The 18,294-nt window shown below is 51.9% G+C and carries 17 protein-coding genes and 2 pseudogenes; 7 read left to right on the top strand and 12 right to left on the bottom strand.

What is annotated here, in order from left to right; all coding sequences use genetic code 11:
- From H6F76_RS28145 to H6F76_RS28175, 7 genes are all read right to left on the bottom strand, one after another.
- On the bottom strand, positions 1–668 hold a 668-nt coding region (locus H6F76_RS28145; protein WP_190513347.1), incomplete at its 3' end, for a hypothetical protein.
- Positions 632–1,411, bottom strand: a complete 780-nt coding sequence (locus tag H6F76_RS28150; RefSeq protein WP_190513349.1) for an ATP-binding protein — start codon at positions 1,409–1,411, stop codon at positions 632–634. The genes H6F76_RS28150 and H6F76_RS28145, both read right to left, overlap by 37 nt.
- Entirely contained in the window at positions 1,408–1,830 is a 423-nt protein-coding gene (locus H6F76_RS28155) for a hypothetical protein (protein WP_190513351.1), read from the bottom strand. Before H6F76_RS28155 ends, H6F76_RS28150 begins: the two co-directional genes overlap by 4 nt.
- Positions 1,827–2,627 carry a hypothetical protein gene (locus H6F76_RS28160; RefSeq protein WP_190513354.1) on the bottom strand — a complete coding sequence of 267 codons (801 nt, stop codon included), beginning with the start codon at positions 2,625–2,627 and terminating at the stop codon, positions 1,827–1,829. Before H6F76_RS28160 ends, H6F76_RS28155 begins: the two co-directional genes overlap by 4 nt.
- Positions 2,624–2,857, bottom strand: coding sequence for a hypothetical protein (locus H6F76_RS28165; RefSeq protein WP_190513356.1), 234 nt, complete (start codon positions 2,855–2,857; stop codon positions 2,624–2,626). Before H6F76_RS28165 ends, H6F76_RS28160 begins: the two co-directional genes overlap by 4 nt.
- A gap of 164 nt (positions 2,858–3,021) precedes the next feature.
- Positions 3,022–3,306 (bottom strand): hypothetical protein, encoded by a 285-nt coding sequence (locus tag H6F76_RS28170; protein WP_190513358.1) that lies wholly within the window; start codon positions 3,304–3,306, stop codon positions 3,022–3,024.
- Positions 3,285–3,617 carry a hypothetical protein gene (locus tag H6F76_RS28175; RefSeq protein WP_206754421.1) on the bottom strand — a complete coding sequence of 111 codons (333 nt, stop codon included), beginning with the start codon at positions 3,615–3,617 and terminating at the stop codon, positions 3,285–3,287. The genes H6F76_RS28170 and H6F76_RS28175 overlap by 22 nt, the downstream gene beginning before the upstream one ends.
- A gap of 258 nt (positions 3,618–3,875) precedes the next feature.
- On the opposite strand from H6F76_RS28175, the gene H6F76_RS28180 reads away from it, so the two are divergent.
- The 4 genes and pseudogenes from H6F76_RS28180 (at position 3,876) to H6F76_RS28195 (ending at position 7,866) form a co-directional block, all read left to right on the top strand.
- Positions 3,876–4,025 (top strand): hypothetical protein, encoded by a 150-nt coding sequence (locus H6F76_RS28180; RefSeq protein WP_190513362.1) that lies wholly within the window; start codon positions 3,876–3,878, stop codon positions 4,023–4,025.
- 609 nt (positions 4,026–4,634) lie between these two features.
- Positions 4,635–6,215 (top strand): hypothetical protein, encoded by a 1,581-nt coding sequence (locus H6F76_RS28185; protein WP_190513365.1) that lies wholly within the window; start codon positions 4,635–4,637, stop codon positions 6,213–6,215.
- A gap of 364 nt (positions 6,216–6,579) precedes the next feature.
- Positions 6,580–7,598: pseudogene (locus H6F76_RS28190) on the top strand (DUF2235 domain-containing protein).
- Positions 7,599–7,704: 106 nt separating this feature from the next.
- Positions 7,705–7,866, top strand: coding sequence for a hypothetical protein (locus tag H6F76_RS28195; protein ID WP_190513367.1), 162 nt, complete (start codon positions 7,705–7,707; stop codon positions 7,864–7,866).
- A 48-nt stretch (positions 7,867–7,914) separates the two neighbouring features.
- Here H6F76_RS28195 and H6F76_RS28200 read toward each other — a convergent pair whose 3' ends face one another.
- Entirely contained in the window at positions 7,915–8,865 is a 951-nt protein-coding gene (locus H6F76_RS28200) for an IS110 family transposase (RefSeq protein ID WP_190513368.1), read from the bottom strand.
- Positions 8,866–9,176: 311 nt separating this feature from the next.
- On the opposite strand from H6F76_RS28200, the gene H6F76_RS28205 reads away from it, so the two are divergent.
- Positions 9,177–9,326, top strand: coding sequence for a hypothetical protein (locus H6F76_RS28205; RefSeq protein ID WP_190513370.1), 150 nt, complete (start codon positions 9,177–9,179; stop codon positions 9,324–9,326).
- A gap of 164 nt (positions 9,327–9,490) precedes the next feature.
- Here the strand turns inward: H6F76_RS28205 and H6F76_RS28210 are convergent, their stop codons facing one another.
- The 3 genes from H6F76_RS28210 to H6F76_RS28220 form a co-directional block, all read right to left on the bottom strand.
- Complete coding sequence (locus H6F76_RS28210; RefSeq protein WP_190513371.1) at positions 9,491–9,853, bottom strand: hypothetical protein; 363 nt, start codon at positions 9,851–9,853, stop codon at positions 9,491–9,493.
- Between the two features lie 465 nt (positions 9,854–10,318).
- Positions 10,319–13,135, bottom strand: coding sequence for an S-layer family protein (locus H6F76_RS28215; RefSeq protein WP_190513372.1), 2,817 nt, complete (start codon positions 13,133–13,135; stop codon positions 10,319–10,321).
- Between the two features lie 706 nt (positions 13,136–13,841).
- On the bottom strand, positions 13,842–14,507 hold the full coding sequence (locus tag H6F76_RS28220; protein ID WP_190513373.1) for a helix-turn-helix transcriptional regulator: 666 nt from the start codon (positions 14,505–14,507) through the stop codon (positions 13,842–13,844).
- Between the two features lie 964 nt (positions 14,508–15,471).
- Here H6F76_RS28220 and H6F76_RS28225 point away from each other — a divergent pair.
- Positions 15,472–15,639, top strand: a pseudogene (locus tag H6F76_RS28225) (transposase); the annotation flags it as partial.
- A gap of 251 nt (positions 15,640–15,890) precedes the next feature.
- On the top strand, positions 15,891–16,610 hold the full coding sequence (locus H6F76_RS28230; protein WP_190513374.1) for a DUF3592 domain-containing protein: 720 nt from the start codon (positions 15,891–15,893) through the stop codon (positions 16,608–16,610).
- Between the two features lie 1,417 nt (positions 16,611–18,027).
- Here the strand turns inward: H6F76_RS28230 and H6F76_RS28235 are convergent.
- On the bottom strand, positions 18,028–18,294 hold a 267-nt coding region (locus H6F76_RS28235), incomplete at its 5' end, for a DUF805 domain-containing protein (protein WP_190513375.1).

The following is an 18,294-nucleotide window of genomic DNA, read 5'->3' on the forward strand; positions in this document are numbered from 1 at the left end:
ATGCCCCAGATTTGTTTGACCTGTTCCGCTTCATTGGTGATGCCGTCCGCCAGACACTGAAACAGTAGTGCTCTGACATACTCATCATTCAGTCCGTCAATCTCGTCATTTTCCTGACCGCACCCTGGCTCATGGTCCCCATCAGAGTCCTCTAAAGGGGTATCGCCAAACGGTGCGGTATTGGGTGCGGTCGGATCAAAAGCACTTTTTAGACAGCGTTCTAACCAGGTGCGGTCGTCGGTGCGGTCGTGCCTCGGTGCGGTATCGGGTGCGGTGCTGGTGCGGTCTGGTGCGGTGGTTGGGTGCGGTCGTGCCTTGACATGAGCGGCTGCATGCCGCATCACCTCATAAGTCCCTTCATCGGTGCCATCATCCACCGCTACAGCGACGGCGATGGTCAACGGCAGCGATTGCAGTGGTGGGATTGGGATCGGCGGCAGATTGCGCCCAAAGCGTGGGTGATGGTAATGGGTGAGATGCCGTGCCAGCTCGTCATCCACCAGGCACGTCCAGCCCTTATCCGCCATCACATAAGCCCGCAGTTCTCGGTCTGAAGCTGTCTTCATGTACCGCTTGCAGGCTTTACCCAGACGAATGGCTGTAAAAGCATCCTTGAGCGCGGCAAACCCTTCTAGCCCCATTGCTTCAGCGCTTTCAGCTTGTGACATGAACAGAAAGATGATGCCGTACTTCCTGGCTTCAGACAGCATGACCCGAATGAAGCGATCACAGATGTCGAGCTTTCTCGACTTAGCTTGCACTGCCAGGTCAGCCATTCATTGATGATGATAAGCAGCGGCGAGCGCTCTGGCAGTCCCTTCTTCCCTTCGGCTTTGCGTTGCCGCAACTCCTCTAACAGCAGCTCCAACTGAGCAAACGCGGCGATCGTAGAGTCAACGACCGTCAAAGGTTGCCAGGGGTTCTTAAGGTTGTGGCAGTCAATCACCAGAATCTGATGGTCATCCCCGTACATGGTTGAGATCATCCGAGCGCTGGTATCCTTGCCACTGCCAGAGGGACCCATCAGCAAGATGTGGTTTGATTCGGCTTTGAGCTGGCTCCAGTCATAGGGAATGAGTTCGTCTACCTCTACCTCTGCTGTAGTGAAGGTGGCTTGTGCCGTTGGTTTCATGCTGGCGAGTAGCCAATCCTGCCATGCCTTCTGGCTGATGTCTCGCCCATCATTAGCGCGGCGTTCCGAGTCAATGACGATTTTTCGCAGTGGCTTGGCCAGCAGGGTCAGCGCCCAGGCAACACCTGTAAAGGGGAGTCGCCAGCTTGGAGCGCGATCGGGGATGGCTCCCAGTGCCAAGCAACCGGCAGCAGCAGCAGCGATGCCCCAAGAGGTAAGGGCAGCCTGTCGGTTAATGTAGACGCGTTCCTCAAACTGGGAGGGATGCAGCTCATTCATAGATAAAACCCGATAACGTAACCGATTGCTATCAACACCAATCGATAAATAATGAGCGGTTGCAACCGTGGGAATGTGGTGAAGGCATACAATCCCGCCAGTGCAGATGGCAAGGCAATGACCAGCAAACCGATGCCGATGACGGGTAGCGCAGCCGCCACACCAGCCTTGAACGCACTGGTGATAAAGCCAGTGCTGCTTACCCAGCAGACGGCTTGCAAGGTCAGATCAACGGGTCTAGGCGGGAAAGCTAACGCCCTTAACCAAAGGCTTTCGGCTTCTCCAAGCGGGCTCAGATCGTTGGAGTCGATCACCACTTGCTTGATGGGAGTCGGATCCGCAAACGGATTGAAGCCTTCGATCACCATCTTGGGAGTGCCAGCGGGCGGTGAGTCGTTGGGTGTTGGGTGATCAGTCATCGGTGCGCCTCCCAAGGCATGTTTAGCTCTGATCGCTGCATGACTGGACGATTGTTTTGCACCACTGCGGCGGCTAACAACCACACTCCGATAACTGTGAGCGTGACCAGGATCAAGCCAACAAAAGCTTCGGCACTGCCAGAGCTGTTGTTATGGCTACCACTCTGCCAATACCAGCTGAAGTTGATCGTCTTTTGCGGCTGCACATACACCACACGTGCAACGGACTGGCTCTGTGGCTGGTTGGCTGCGATCGTGCTGATGGCTTGATCGAGCAGGGTCAACATCTGCTCATCGCGTTCAGACTGTGCGATCGCTCGCAGCGCTTCCAGTTCTGCCAGTGAGTAGCGCTCAGGAGCTGCCTGTGAACGCGGCGTGTGGGTGGTGTTGAGCGGTGTTGGCTGCTTGGCTTCAAGGCTGACCGTTTCAGAGTCTGCCTCAGCTGCTGCTGGCATGAGAGGGACAGCACCACGCGGTTGATGTTGCAGTACCATGCGGTCGGGCGCGGCGGTCTTATGCGCTTGCAGCCACTGCGTCAGGTCTGAGTCAAAGGACTTGGCACGGTCAGTCCCCAGTGCGATCGCCAGCGCTTGCAACCCAGTCACCGTCCAATGAATTTTAGGCATCCCGGCACGTTGAGGTACACGCACAAAGTGTTCACCTTCAATGAGCTTGTTGGACTTCCTGAAGCCGTTCACAGTTTTGTCATTGGTACCCATCGCAGCGAAAGCTACCGCTTGCGCCAGGATGTAACCGAACTCAGGATGTTCAACGATTTGAGTCAGTGTGGGATTCATTGGCTTGCCCTCTGTGCAGTGGTCGGCGCGTAAGACTTGGGGAAGTAATGTTGCAGCGCCGTCTGCAACAGCACCCCAGCGGTGACACCCCAAATGAACACAGTCAGCAGGCGGCAAACGCGGTGCCACTGACTCAGTTGGGGCGGCTGCGATCGGGGGATGCAGATCGGTTGAGTGTAGGCAGGGTTCGCGCTGGCTCTAGCGGCAATTTCCTGCATCACATCAGTCATGATGGGATAGCTCCTGTTCGTAAAGGGTGGGGGTACAGAGCCAGTGGTCTACTTTGAGCGGTTGACACTGGCTTCTGTCATGGATGGGTCAGGTGTAGTGGGTGTAGAGGCTCGCAAGAGCGCCTAGGCAAGCACCATGAGCATGAGCGAGAGCAGCAGGCGTGTCAGGCCTCTGCTGGAGGCTTTCCCAGGGTTTGCAGCGTGTTGAGAGAGTGCTGCAAGCTCTGCGTTTCCTGACTTTGGGCTGTGGTCAGCATCTCGGTCCGTTCGCGGTAAAGACGCGCTTCCAGCTTGAATTCGGTGGCTTTCTCGGCGATCGCAGCCTTCGCTTGCTGGGTCTGTTGCAACTTTTGCTCACGCACTCGAATGTCGCGTTGCATTTCCTCGGTCAAGACATCGGCAGTTTGCAGAAACTGGGCGGCGATCGCTAACGGGTCATCAAACGCCACGACTTCGCCTTGCCGGAGTGTTCCAGACTGTAGGTCTGTGGCAGCTCTGGCTGAGACAGGACGACCTGATGGTTACCAATCTCAACGGTGACAGTAGGAACGGCAGGAGCGCCTTCACCAACTCTGGGCTTTTCGCCCATGTAAGCCAAGAGCTGATTGCGCTCGTCATCCGAAAAGTACCGGACACCATCGATCAGGGCTCCCACTTCGTTCCGAGAATTATCATTGGCTTTTCTAAACCAGCTCTGTACTGTGCGTTTGTCACGATCAGTGGCTGCCGCGATCGACCGTAAGGTATGCCTGCGTTCCATTGCTTTTCTCCGCTTCATAGGGGTTTCATAGCGTCGTCATAGAGCTTCATAGGGGGCATCACTATGAACTTCGTAGCGTTGTCGCAGGAGTTTCACGTAAAACCCGTATGCCTAGTATGCAAAATAGCATAATTAGCATATAATGCATATGTCAAACAATCTAAATGATCAAAACATGTCATTTGCCCCAAGCTGGCTCATAATGAAGCCAGATTTGAGGCAAGTTTTGATGTGACCGAAAGCAATGAGGACAAGACAGTGAGTCTACGAATCTTTATGCCTGAGGATGTGAGAACTAAGTTCAAATCTGAATGCGTCCTAGACGGTATTTCCATGTCAGAAAAAGCCGTTGAGCTGATTCAGCAGTGGTTACAGGAAAAAACGCAATCTAAACAGAAAACGGGGTGATGGGTAGTTATGTCTTTAGATGACAAACAGTCACAGCACCTCCTATCCCTCATCAACGGTTTAGAAGTTTTAATATCAGCTACTGATCAAGATGGAGCAAATTCTGCGGGGACAGGTGTAGGCATGGCCAACCTCCAACCAGCACCTAAGACCAAGAGGTCGATTGACAGTACCGCAGTGGCAGTTTCTGAAAAACTTTGCCAGCAGCCAGGATCTGCGGTTAGATGATTGATACTTCACCACAGCAAAGCTCTCACCACAGCAAGAGCGACTGGTGAATCACAAGTTTCCACGTTTGAAGCGAGAGGAGTGACCGTCATGTTCTAGGCAACCCTAGAAGCCAAAAACCCCCACTGCGGCCAAACAGAAGGGGTCAGAAGGCTTTTTATTCAATTGAAAGATAGGAGCAGGGACGCTAATCAGAGCTTTGGACGAGCGAGGTATTAGGTCACTAGCTTTGCTATGCCAATTTTAGTGGCAATTTGTCAAAAGGTGCAACCGTTTTGACAAATTGCTCTCGTTTTGGCATGGCTGCCTATCTGCTGTTAGTCCAGCTATAGGGAGTTGCATTGTGCATCGAATTTTTTGTGTCTTGAGGGAGGGCAGCCCATGTCGTTAGCCCCCTCCCGTACCTTTCCCTCCGTGCAGGAAGGCGATGATCCCTTCCTCGCGCTCTGGCCCCACCGCTATGACTATCTCTGGGCCGAGCATCCCAACCCTGACGAACGACCCGAGTGGCAAACCGAGAGCCGTCATCCCCTCTCAGATCGCCTGCTTCAACAGGGAGCGATGCTCTATGGTGTCCGCTTTGGTCCCATCACTCGCTACTGTGTCCTCGATATAGATAAGGGCAGTGTCTACCACCCCACGCGCGATCGCTTCGCCTGGCGACGGCTGGTCGCCGCCTTAGAAGCCTTAGGACTGGTGCAAGCCGTCCGCTGCACGTCCAGTTACAGCGGCGGTCTGCATCTCTACTTCCCCTTTGACACGGAGCAGAAGACATGGGCGATCGCCCTGGCCGTCTCCACACTGCTCGAAAACAGTGGCTTCAAACTGGCACCCGGTCAGCTCGAAGTCTTTCCCAACTGCAAGGCCTACGTTACCAGTGGCGAGCACAGTCTCTACAACGGTCATCGTCTGCCGATGCAAGCGGGGTCGTATCTCCTGAATCAAGACCTGCAAATGCTCTGGGGCAATCAGGAGACCTTTGTGCAACACTGGCAGTTTGCCCAGCAGCGCAACAGCCTCGACACCAAAGCCATGGAGCGGATTCTGAAAGCCGCGCGACGGCGACAGTTCCGCGTCACGGGTAAAGCCGATAAGTTCTTGAATGACCTCAATGCCGAAATTGAGCAGGGTTGGACCGGTCCCGGACAAACTAATCGGTTACTCGGACGCATTGCCATGCGTTCTTACATCTTTGGGCATGTCCTTTATACCGAGAAACCCTTAGAAGGCAACGCCTTAGTGCACGATATCGTCACGATCGCCCAAAACCTGCCTGGCTATCACGACTGGTGCCAGCATCAGCAAGAGGTCGAGAAACGCGCTCAGGACTGGAGGCTAGCCATTGAACAGAGCCACTACTTCCACTACGGCACCGACAAACGACCGATTGAGTTAAGTCCTGATCATCCTGACGAGTCAGAACCCAGTTGGAACCAACAACAGCAAGCCGAGGCCAGAGCACGCATTCAACAAGCCGTTGCTGACCTTCTAGAGAGAGAAGCACTACCATCAGGCATTACCGAACGCTTCGATGCGCTCATCCCCTATAGGCTGAGTGGTGCCACGCTCTATCGGCATCGCGATCTCTGGCATCCCAGACATTTACAAAACGCAACAATCGACGTGCTTCAGAGTGATGTGGCGCCAGATTGCTCGTGGGCGGCATCTGGCGCCACCAGTCACACAAACTTATTGGGTGAGAGTGGGTGTAAGACGCTGCCTGAAGGGGTTTCTAGCACTTTGGAATGCGTGGAGACAGGAACGATTGGGTGTAATAGCGCTCCTATCGGGGATTTGAGTCAGTCGGAGACCAGAAATATGACTCAAGCAGAGGGGATTGCCTATATCAAACAGGTGTTAAAGCAGGTAGAAGCAAGACGGCAGGTCGAAAAAGCGCAGAAACGTCAACGCTTAGCGGGACAAGACCAGCTGGTACTCCCCTTTGACCAGGAAATGCCCTAAGCTCTGGTAGCACTGCGGTTGCAGCTGCACTTGTAGCTTTTCGGGCTTTGACAGCTCCACCTGGAGTGGTGGAGCTGTCAAAGTGTCTTGGTTAATTGCCAAGCGCAGCAGCAGAGCTGTTTTAGGACAACGGATTATTCTTTTTTTAATCTCTTTCCAGGCAGAGCTTCTAGAGCAAAGGGCATACTACCAAAGGAGCCGCTGGTGTCGCTTGAGCGAGCCGCAGCGCCAACCGAGAACCAGGCTGAATTTTGTTGTCGACCCTAAGCAGCTTCCAAGGAAGCTGCTTTCAATGCTGACAAGCTGACACCTTCTGAAGTTCTCGACTGTTCCGCCCCGATGCCTGCCAAGGAGAACTTAAACCATGAAACGTCTTGTCATTTGCTGCGACGGCACCTGGAATAATTTAGCCGCTTCCTGCCCTACGAACGTGGTCAAGATTGCCCAAGCAGTTGAACCAGTCGCCAGTGATGGCACCCCTCAACTGATCTTCTACGAAGAAGGCTTGGGCACCCAGTGGTATGACAAACTGCCAGGGGGTGCGTTTGGCTGGGGAATTGATGCCAATATCAAAAATGCTTACCGCTTCCTGTGCCTCAACTATGAGTCGGGCGATGAAATCTATCTGTTTGGCTTCAGCCGAGGCGCTTACACCGTTCGGAGTCTGGGCGGTCTGATTCATTGTGCCGGTTTATTATCCCGGTTCAACATTTGCCATGCTGATACCGCTTACGAAATTTACCGCCTTTCTCATGACGCTCAGCGCCATCAAGCGGCAGATGAGTTCTTGCACAAAAAAGAGAGCCAAAGGGTTCCAATCACGCTGTTGGGGTGTTGGGATACAGTGGGAGCTTTGGGCATTCCCGATCTGCTGCCCTTTTCCCCGTTGAACCAGGCGATCAATGCGAGATATCAATTTCATAACGTCAAACTGAGTCCGCTGATTCAGAAAGCCCTACACGCGATTGCGATCGATGAAATCGCAAAACCTTTGATGTTAGCCCGATGGAAAAACGTGAAGCTTCAGTCTCCCAGGAACTGAGTCAAGTTTGGTTTCTGGGTGGGCACGGCTGCGTTGGCGGCGGCACAGCGACAAATCGGGGGCTATCAGACGGAGCACTCAAATGGATGATCGATGAGGTCAATCGGATTGGACTGAAGCTGGCATTCAACCTGACCCGGATCGAGGAGAACATCAACCCAACCAGCGATTTTAATAACGATCCAGGCTTCTACCGACTCACTGGAACGAGGCTCCGCACGATTGCGCCAGAGGTTCAACTGCATGAAAGTGTGCAACAACGCTGGTGCGCCCGCCTTGATTACCGCCCAGAGAATCTTGCCGCTCATCGCAAGGAGCTAGAGTTCTCTTGTCACCGGTAGCGGTAACGACCTGCAATCATAAATCGCCAAACTTGCACTCAAGGCATTGCTCAGCCAGGATTAACTGCAACTGACGGCAGGCAAGAAACCGTTCCTTTTCTTGCTGATGCTGAAAACCTCTCTGGGAGACCGAGACGACCCTGCTATGAAGTGGGAAATGGTCTACCTCAATGCCCCGTTCCATCATCATCGCTTCAAAATCCTGGTAGCTGGGGTCTGGGCGAAGGCGAGCGCTGCTGCTTGGATAGCGCCCTTAAACCTTTGCTGAGGGCACTCGGTTAACTGCCTCGCGCCGCAGAAGCGATTGTGTTGAAAGTCAAGCTTTTTCCGCCACATCTGGACGCCAAGGCACTCCAGTTTTCGCCATAGCATTCAGGATAATCAACAACTTGTGCATGCAGGCGGTCAAAGCGACCTTCTTTAACTTGCCCTTGGCACACAGGCGCTCATAGAAGGTCTTGATGATGGGGCTATAGCGTGTTGAGGCTAACGTCGCCATGTACAGTGCCGCTCGCACTTGTGCCCGCCCACCCCAAATCATTCGTTGCCCACGTTTCTTGCCGCTGTCTCGGTTCAGCGGTGCCACCCCAACGAGACTACTAATCTGCTTGTGTGTCAGCGTACCTAGTTCCGGCAAGTTCACCAGTAAGGTGCTCGAAAGCACAGCGCCGACTCCTGGCACACTTTGCAGTAAGTTAACTCGCGCTAGCCACAACGAGCTTTGCTCAATGCTTTGCTTGAGTTGGGCTTCGAGTGCTTCTAGTCGGTCCTCTAGCCAAGCAATGTGGGCTTCAATTTCTTGCTGCATGGCACTCCGAACCGTGCCTAACCGATTCTTTTCGGCAGTGAGCATCTCAACAATTTGGCGGCGGCGGGTCACTAATTCTGCTAATTGTTGCGATTCTTCATTTGCGATCGGACGCACTTCAGGTTGGACCGCTTCGGCAAAATGCGCCAGTACCTGAGCATCGATTGCATCAGTCTTAGCGAGTTTCCCGGTGGCTTTGGCAAAGTCTCGCGCTTGGCGAGGATTGACCACAGCTACGGGAATTTGAGCCGCACCCAAGGCAGCCGCAGCAGGGGTCTCTAGTCCTCCAGTGGCTTCCATCACAACTAAGACGGGTTGTAGCTGCTGCAAGCGTTGCACTAGAGTGGCAATGCCTGCTTCGGTGTTGGAGACTTGAAACGCTGCCGCTGTTGGTCGAATGTGACCATCGAGCTGGGCTTTAGAGACATCGATACCGACCCAGTGCACTATCTGATTCATGGTTTTTGACAGTAAACAGCACCCTTGCAAGACTCAAACTTGCACGATACGGAATCGAGTTCCAGGCGATTGTTCGAGTTCTGTTGCTAAGGTGTGTGGCGACCCAAGCTTCTGCTCGGCTTCTAACAACCCAGTGCAAATCGGTCTACCACACTCTCTCAACATACAAGTGCAATGTAGGAATTTTTTAATCAAGAATCGACTTTTGAGGTCTGCGACAGTCGGAACATCTAGGGGTTAAGTTAAACTCAGCGGAGTGGGTGACTGCTCCGCTGAGTTTAACTTAACCCCGTTATGGGAGAAGGCAATTTATGACCTGGAGCGCGATCAACTCTAAAGCGTCTCTATCCGGAGTACGCGGTCAGTGGGAAGGCGAAAGCCCTGTTCAGCATCAAGCCGCTCTCACCAACGGCTTGGCGACACAGCCATCGGCACGGGGACTACACCTTCCACAGCACTAGGCAGGTGATCGACCGGGATGCGCTCGTAGCAGGGCTGGATTGGGGCTAACGGAAATTTCCGAGTTTTAGACTTACACCCCCTTAACGGATCGCAACGCACACCCCAGGCGCTCGTCTTCTTAAGCACTGGTGCAAGTATGAGCCTTGGCAGGTTCAACCGGTCTCTACCGGACCGGTCCCAAGAAGAAGCCGTCGACCGCGTCTAACCGGCACCGCCAGACGGACCCAGGATTAAAGGGAATCTGACCCGCAACCGAAACCACCCAGGGGTTTTGCAGGTGAATGTACCGTCCTCTTTCAGCGAGGATGTCTTGCTGCAGCAGCGCAAACACCGTGGCAGCATCTTTTACGTCAGCGCCAGGTTTCAGCGCCTCAGCATAAAGCGCCGCGCTGATGATCTGCCCGCCGATGAGTGCGCCCTGCACACTGAGCACCACGTTGATCGACGGTTGGTTGCTCTCTTCAGCCGTGGCGACGTAGCGAAACAGCAGCGGATCAACGTTGTTGGGTCTGTTTGGTGGTTCCATGTCAGTCCCCTTGAAGCGAAGCGGCTACCAGAGGCAATTATATAACTTGCCAGCGAGTCAGTGGTGCCAGGGCATGGCGTCGAAAAGGGCGCTGAAGCCTCAGCAGTGCGGCGAGCGCCTGTGGCTGTTAGGCTGTCTCGACCAAAAGACAATCATGCACCGGGAGCCGACCGCGATCGCCACATGAAAGAAAGGTCATTGGCGGTCGTACCGAAACCGTTTTTAAGGGGTGTACTAGTGACCTTGGACTAAACTTGGACTAAGTTGAAGCAAAAGTGGGTAGTACAGAGGCGCTTTAGCCTGTTTGCAACGCCTGCAACCCCGATGCTGTCGTTGCACCGTTGCTCAACCCGCAACTATGCAGACTGCCGGCGCACTTGCACTGCTGCGCCGGGGTGCAACTAACCAAGGCGAGCGCCTCTGGAAGTTTGCTCTGGCTCAGGCTGGCACTAAGCACACAAGCAGTCAGGGCGTGGGACTGGCAGTAGCTGACGACCGTCCCTGGCAAGTCAATGGTGGCGCCAACCGATGCTGTACCGTGGGGCCAGACGTATTCGCAACCAAAAGCACGTCTCCAGTGGCTGTCTGCTGCCAGCCTGTCGCTTCAATGATGGCAGGAGCAGTAATCGAGTTCGGGGGGACAACTCTGGGGCGTGAGGCTGCTGCACTGTTATCTAGGGGGAGCTTCCTGGCTCCGCTCTCGTGCCGCTGCTGAGCCACCGTGAGGATGCTGCGGTCTTGCCATTCAGCTGCATCATCGAGTTCTTGATCGGGAGTGGGCGGTAAGCCTCCCCGACCCGTGATGACAAAGGAATCGCCGCGATCAGCAGGACAACCCTGAACGATTAACTGAGATGAGTCAACCAGGCCTGAGGGCAACTGGACTAAACCTGAGGTAGGGTCAAACTGATCGAGGTTGAGTCGCACCGTGCCGCTTTGAGCAGAATTGGCTCCAGTGGCGGTGAAGTCGCTTAACGGGGTGTCTTGTGGGCGAAACTGAATGCCAAAGATACCAAAAGCGTTCACAGTGACATTACCGCCACGAGCGTTGACTGAGTTGGCGCGGATGTCACTATTTTCAGTGGATACAGCGATGATCGACCCGGCATTAATCCCAATGTTGCCACCATTGCCGCCCGCCGAGGTTGTGATTTGGCTATTGTTTCGCAGCAGCACAAAATCTCGCACGTTGAGGTCGATGTTGCCCCCTACCCCTGACACGGTAGCCGCAGTCATTGAACCACCTCGATCAAGAGAAATTAAGTTGGCGTTCACTCTCAGTGTGCCAGCACTCCCGGTGCCATCATTGCTCACCGTGACGTTTGCCCCATCGCTGACACTTAAACGAGGGGTGTTGATGGTCACACTGCCTGAATTGCCGCTTGGTCTTTCAGGCAGTTTATAAGCTTGTCGTGCCGCTTCAGACAGGATTGGGGCAGACGAACTCACAGAACTGGGAAAAGGATTGCCAGGCAGTGTACCACTGACCTCAACCGATTCACTGGCATTGACGGTGAGATTACCTGCGTTACCAGTTGAGAGAGTAGCAGAACTGGCAGTGCCGCCGTTCTTAATCACCAGCCTCGCTGTGTTGATCGTTACGGCTCCAGCATCACCAGCAATGGCGGCAGCAGAGGTCACAGAACTTGGATTGAAAAGAGGTGACCCTCCCATTATTTCCACTGCTTCAGTTGCATTCACCGTCACAGTTCCACCCTTGCCAGTCCCATTAGTAGGAGAGGCTACGGTGCCGCCATCTAGAACATTTAATCGCCTAGTTGATACCGTTACTGTTCCCCCCGGTCCAGAATTAAAAGCGACTGTAGAGATATTGCTGAAAAAACTAGGATTAATCAACGAAAATCCACTTACTTGCACAGAATTAGAAGCATTCACGGTCACACTCCCTGTTTCGGCAGCACTGTAGGAGCGGGCAAGGATTCCTGCCCCACTTTGTACCGCCAACTGCTGAGTTGAAACTGTCACATCTGCTCCACGTCCAACGCCCACAGTTTCACTAGTCAAGCCGCTGTTAATGCTCGCCTGTGGATCAGTGCCATTCACTCCTAAAGACTGGGCAGCATTCACATTGATGCTCCCGCCTGCCTGATTGCCTTGGTTTTGAATCAACAGCAGTGAGCCATCCACCAGGGATACCTGGTTTCCCTGCACCTGAATTGAACCGCCCCCACTCGCATCGGCTAAGGTCTGTCGCGCTAGACGAACATTCCCAAAGCTTTGTGCTCCTGGATAGCTAAAGGTAAAACCATCACTAAGGCTCACTTGCCAACCACGAACGCTCCCCAATTCAATGCGTCCTTGCTCTGCCGTCAGTGTGCCTCCATCAATGTCTATATCCCCTCCAATCAAAGCGAGGGTCTGACCGATTGGCACCCGCAACTCTGCTGTACTACGACCTCTGACAACAGGAGAAAAAATAGGCACTGCAACCGATAAAGCGTAGCCATTCCCCTGCAGCGCAATGCGCCCCGGATTGGCTCCCATCTGCAAGCCAACCGGAACACTGACTGTCAAGAGCGGTGTGGTTTGAGGGCTAGTTGCGCTGTACTGAAAATTGTCGGCAAAATTGATGCTATTTGCAGTCGTCGCCACAAAGGAACCGCCAATATTGAGGGACGCATTCGGTCCAAACAGAATGCCATTGGGATTGAGCAAAAACAGATTTGCCGTCCCGTTGGCTCGAATCAAGCCATCAATATTCGAGACTGATCCACCTGTAACGCGGCTAAAGATATTTTGCACATTAGTGGCATTGTTGAAAGAAGCAGAGCCACCTGTGAGAATCGAGAACTGGCTGAAGCTGTGGAACAAATTACCACCCCTGCTTGCCCCACCGTCAATTTGCACAGCGGCAGTGCCAGACACTTGCGAGCGCTCTCCCAGCGGCAGCGTGGCATCAGGCACCACTTGTGCGAGGAGCGGTGCGGTCCCAAGCCAGGCACTCAAAAGACTACCAATCAAAACCCAGACGTGAAGCGGCGCTCGATTCATGGTGTTTTCGGCGGCGCTCGTGGCGCTCCACCTGCAAGGGTAACGCGGGCGTTGCAGCCTAGCGAGAACAAAGGGTCGCCGCCGATCAGGGAAGATCCGGCAGTGAAGCACTGTGTTCACAGCACGGGCGCCACTTCCCGTGCCAAGTGGCTGCACACCGTCCCTGGGTAGCTGGTACCGGAGCGGCGGCGGGAGACCAGTGTCCTGAACTTGACTGGCAGTAGTATACTGCCATACCTGGCGTTCCCGTAGCCATGAGACTAAAACCAATTGAAGTCTGCAAGCAGCGCTGACCATGGCTCACGCTCTTGTTTGCTTGGTGCCATCATGGACCAGCAGGCGCATCTATGCAAAAAGTTACGGTTTCGCTGTATCAGAAAACTTAGAACTGACCATGTAACCTGATTTTGATTTTTTGATGAGTTTTCTTGTGCTGATCAAGACCTCATGACGGCAAAAAGCGCGACACAAAGAAAACGGTCGTTTTTCTAGCTATTGCCTTTACGGGAAGTGAAAACCTTGTGGAGTGGAGATTCCAGCCAAAACCGTAACTTTCTGTTCAAATGCGCCCGCCGGTCCATCATAGTCAGCAACAGCACCACTGCTCACTTGATTCAATCGCTGGCTGGGGCTTGCACCGTTGCATCACCCGCAACTAACCAACGATAGAACCGGCATCCTAGCTTAGGCATAGGAGCTAACAGAAACAAGAGCATCGGGGTTGCAGACTATAACCGAACGGTGATTTATGCCAGTTCTAGTCCAGTAAGCTAGGAGGGATAGGCAGAAACTTTCCGCCTATCCATCCAATTTGGGATCTTAGGCGGAAAGTTTCCGTCCATTAATAGTTCTGCCGCTCGCGTTTCGTGTGATGACAGTGATTTGAGGCTTACTGGTGAGATGTATAAAAAAGCACCTACCGAGATCTTGAAGATCTAGCAGGTGTAGGGTGGTTTGAGTCGTCCTTTAGTCTGAATTAAACTGTTTCTGTGAGCTGATTATTCAAGGCTACGGCATCAATTTCGTAACGTTGAAACAGTTCGCTCAAAGTAGCTTTGTCTGTTTCAGCGAGTCGGACTACTCCCCACAAGAGATGCTCCGTTCCAATCGACTTCTTACCCTGAAGCCGAACAATTTGCAAGGCAAGCTCTAGAACGAACTTACTTTGTGGACTGAACTCTAAATTCTCACGAGATTCAAACGAATGCTCATTGGTTTCGATATCCAACGTCACACCGTTGGCTCGAAGTAAACGAGCAGAAGTGGTGGTTGAATCAGCCAACAAGCCAGCCAGGAGGTGTTCGGGTTCAACTTGCGAGTTCTGCGATCGTGTCGCCTCATTGCGAGCAAAATTGAGTGCGTTGATTGCCTTTTCCGTAAACCGCTCGAATCCAAACTCAAAGCCAAAGAAATTTTTAACCCGCTCAACTAGTGTCTGCATAGAGTGCTTTGCCTCGTAAATGAAAACGTCTTCGATTGCGACTTGAAACAGGTTGGCAATTTTGAATGCCATATCTAGGCTGGGGTCAAATTTACCTGACTCAAACCCATTCACCGCCTGACGACTGACTCCTAACTCTCTAGCAAGGTCAGATTGTGACCATTGATGCAGTTGTCGAAGTTCTTTCAGTCGATTTTTCATGGGGCTGCCTGTTCACTGTCAAGTAATACTTTACATCCTGACTAGGCGGATTGTCAAGTGATACTTGACAAGATGTGTCTGTGGTATCGTTTGGAGTGGTTAAAGCTCTCGCTCCAAGCGCGGCAGAACAACGCCGTTGCAGCGGACTACAAAGTTGGTTGGTGTTATGGTGCAAGTCTTCGGTAGCCGCTGAACAGCAATGTTATGTCTGAAAATCCTCGTGTCACCTGACAGCCAGCAGCAGCATGATCGGCTTACGGTTTATAAGGCAAAAAAACTGATCGCTCTGACCGAGTTAATTATGTCTCTGTTAGTTCTAAGGTGCCATTGATAAGCATGGCTAACAATCAACTAGCGCTTCCTCTGTTGGACTAACCGCCAACTGGCACAATCGCTCAAAACCTTACACAGCAGCCCTTCCTCTCTTCCATCCCCTTGCCCCGTTGCGCTCTGAGCAACTATACAAGCGAGTGAAGATAAGGGTCCAAAATACTACGAGGGGCAAAGGTAGCGAAGCTGCATCCAAACGTCACGTGGAGCTTAAAACCTTTACCAGATAAGGATTCCAGCAAAATTTTTGTAATTTAGCTAAATCATGCCGAAAAACAGCCATTTATGGGCAAGTTTCTAGGCGAAAAAGGCGTGAAAAGCCCATTCTGTCGTAAGTTTTGTCAGCAGTTCAGCTATCATTTACGGGTAAGTTTCGATTCTTAAACTTTTTTTTGCTGCATCCTTTGCTGCTCAGATATTACAGCGATCTCGTGGCGTTTCGTTGCAACCTCGCTACCTTTTGGCCTACCAGTAGGACGAGCGACGATTGCCAAACCGGTTTAGAAAATAACGGGGCAAAGGCCACGATCCACGGTACTAATTCTTTTGGTAGCAAGTGCATCAGGAGAAACCAGACAACGCTTTCCTGATTCTGCTACCTTTCCTCTTTCAAAATGGATAAAGTCGAGCTGAGCAGACCCAAGGATTCGTGGTGCTCAAAAAACGCTGGGTCGTTGAACGGACCTTCGGTTGGTGGATGGGATGTCGTCGATTAGTCAGAGACTATGAGCGATTGCCAGAAAACTCTGAAGCGCTGATCTATCTAGCGATGGTTCGGATCATGGTCAGGCGTTTGGCATAAAGTTTAGCTTCCCATCACTTTTGAAACATCCTCTTAACTACTAGCTTCTGAAGCTATACGCAAACAGCCCTGCTCGTCCTCTCAGCAGAGTGCTTTGTAAAAGAAACATCATCCCTAAATCGTTTTCTGCCTAGTAATAAATGGCACCCGTTGGGCACACTAAATTCACTTACTAGTACAGCCGTAGCTTCGCTGGAGCCGACACGAGTTTCCAACCATTGCACTGAATCACCCGCCGTTTAGGTTAACCGATGAAACCACTAGGCATAGTTAAAGTAGCTGGATATTCGTTTTTGGCACTTGGCATTTGTATGCTGGCGGGCGCTATCCTTCTGTACACAAATACTAATGCATTCCTCAAAGATGCTGTACAAGCAGAAGGAACAGTCACAGAGGTGGTACGGTCTTACTGGGATGGCTCAACGACCTATCAACCAGTCGTGCGCTTTAGGACTCAACAAGGTAAAGAAATTGAGTTTACCTCCTCGTCGTCAACCTCTAAAAGGCCAGGCTACTCAACGGGGCAAACGGTAGAGGTGCTTTATCGACCAGATGCGCCTCAGATAGCAGAAATTAATAGCTTTCTTTTGCTGCGGGGCGGTTCGATCTTGTGGGGCCTTTTGGGCAGCAGCTTCTCTATATTTGGCGCTACAATCCTCATTGGATCCATGCTCAAAGGATGTAAAGGACGTAAAGAAAAATATTTTAAGCAGCAAGGAACCCGCATCGAAACTGAATTCAAGTGTATAAAGATCAACACCATGCGTTCAGCTAATCACCAGCATCCTTTCCAGGTCGTAACGCAGTGGAAGAACCCGTCTACTTCGGAAATACACATCTTCGAGAGCGACAACTTATGGTACAACCCGATGGGCTACATTAAGAGCAAGCACATTACCGTCTTCATCGAGAAAGATAATCCTAAAAAATACCTTGTTGATCTTTCGTTTATTTCTGACGACGCTGATTAAAACGCCGAGCATTAACTCAATCAATGAGAACACTGATACGATCGCTCTTGAAGCCGCGATCGCCTATCTTGCTTGTTAATAAAGTTTAAGTAGCTTATTTTAACTATTCTGCAACCCCTACCTATACATGCAAAAAGGTTGAAAGGCTAAGCAGGTTCGGGAATAATACTCAAAATTTAGTTGTAGCAGAAGTAAATTGTAAACAAATGATTGGTTTGGCATAAAAAATCTGTAAGTTGCATAAGAGGATGTTTTAGAAGGGTCAGTTTGAGCGTCACAAGCCACCTGTACGGATGACCGCGATGCTTGAAACCCTGATTCTCCCGCTGCTGTTCCTCGATGGTCAAGTAGGGGTGCAATTAGGATAGCTGCAATTTAGTGCCACGAAAGCTGGAAACACCTGATTTTACGTTCCTTCCTTACGGGGTTCATATAGAAAATAGGTAATTTCTAAAAGCCTTGATAGGTATTGGTTACAAGAGTTGGTGGCACTAAAAAACACGTATCCTGATTACACCCCAAATTGGGCATATGGCAGCAGTGGGGCAAGTTGGGTACTGGTTTCACACCGGATCTGGTGATCCATATTGGTCAGACCTTAAGTTTAGGGTGCCATTCTGCCCCAGCGAGTTGCCGACATTAGTCCGTGAGTTCCACAAGTTAGCTGTGGTGCCCATGCCTAACCATACGCTGAACCGGAACAAAGCATAGGTTGTTTGTTTAGTTGCAAAGATGACTGCTGTCCGGTTAGCTTTATCGTTAGTTATCCAACCAGCCGAGCAAAAATACCTTGAATAGGTAGATCCCGAATACTGGGGAGAATGCAAAGCCTGAAAATTCTCGTGTCACCTGACAGCCAGCAGCAGCATGATCGGCTTACGGTTTATAAGGCAAAAAACCGATCGCTCTGACCGGGTTCGCTGTGTCTCTGTTAGTTCTAAGGTGCCGATTGATAAGCAGGGCTAACAATCAGCTAGCGCTTCCCCCTCTAGACCTACTGTCAACGGGCACAAGCGCTCAAACCCTTACGCTGCCGCCCCTTTCCCTTTCCCCCTCCTTGCCCCGTTGCGCTTTGAGCAACTCACCCAAGCAATAAACTAAGGCTTAAAATACTGATGTTGCCGAGTCTTTTTGCTTGAAGGCGTTCCCGTAGCCTTTAGACCAAAACCAACGTTAAGGCTGAAGCTATGCTGTGATTGCTTGCTCTTTTCAAGCCTACCGAGTGCTGCAGCCATCACTCCTGTCGTCAATTTGTTTTTCAAACAGTCACCACACCAAGGGACAGGTACTTTTGGATTCCGACATCACGGTCAGGCGCTTCAAAAGCAGTTCAACCGATCCTTACCGTTGGTTTATGGTCCGTTTGTTACGGGAACGTCATTCTGAGCTGTGATACTAAAGATTTCCTGAACCAAAGCTACCCAATCGACCCGCTGGCAGAGCGGTTGGGATCAGGACCGAACTTATTTTCACCCGTTGTACCCGGCGTCACGGCGAAGACAAGGTTCACGATGGGGACGAGCAACCACCAGCCGCTATGCTCTGTGTCATGCATCCGACGCACGCCAACTGCAAGACTCGGCAGGAAAACGGCAAGTTGATAAATGGTAGACAGCACACTCTGGTCGGTGTTTGTGGCACCACTCAGCAGACCGCTGATGAAGCCCAACACAAAGGCGAAAAT

This window comes from Leptolyngbya sp. FACHB-321 (assembly GCF_014695975.1).
Taxonomy (GTDB): Bacteria; Cyanobacteriota; Cyanobacteriia; order Leptolyngbyales; family Leptolyngbyaceae; genus Stenomitos.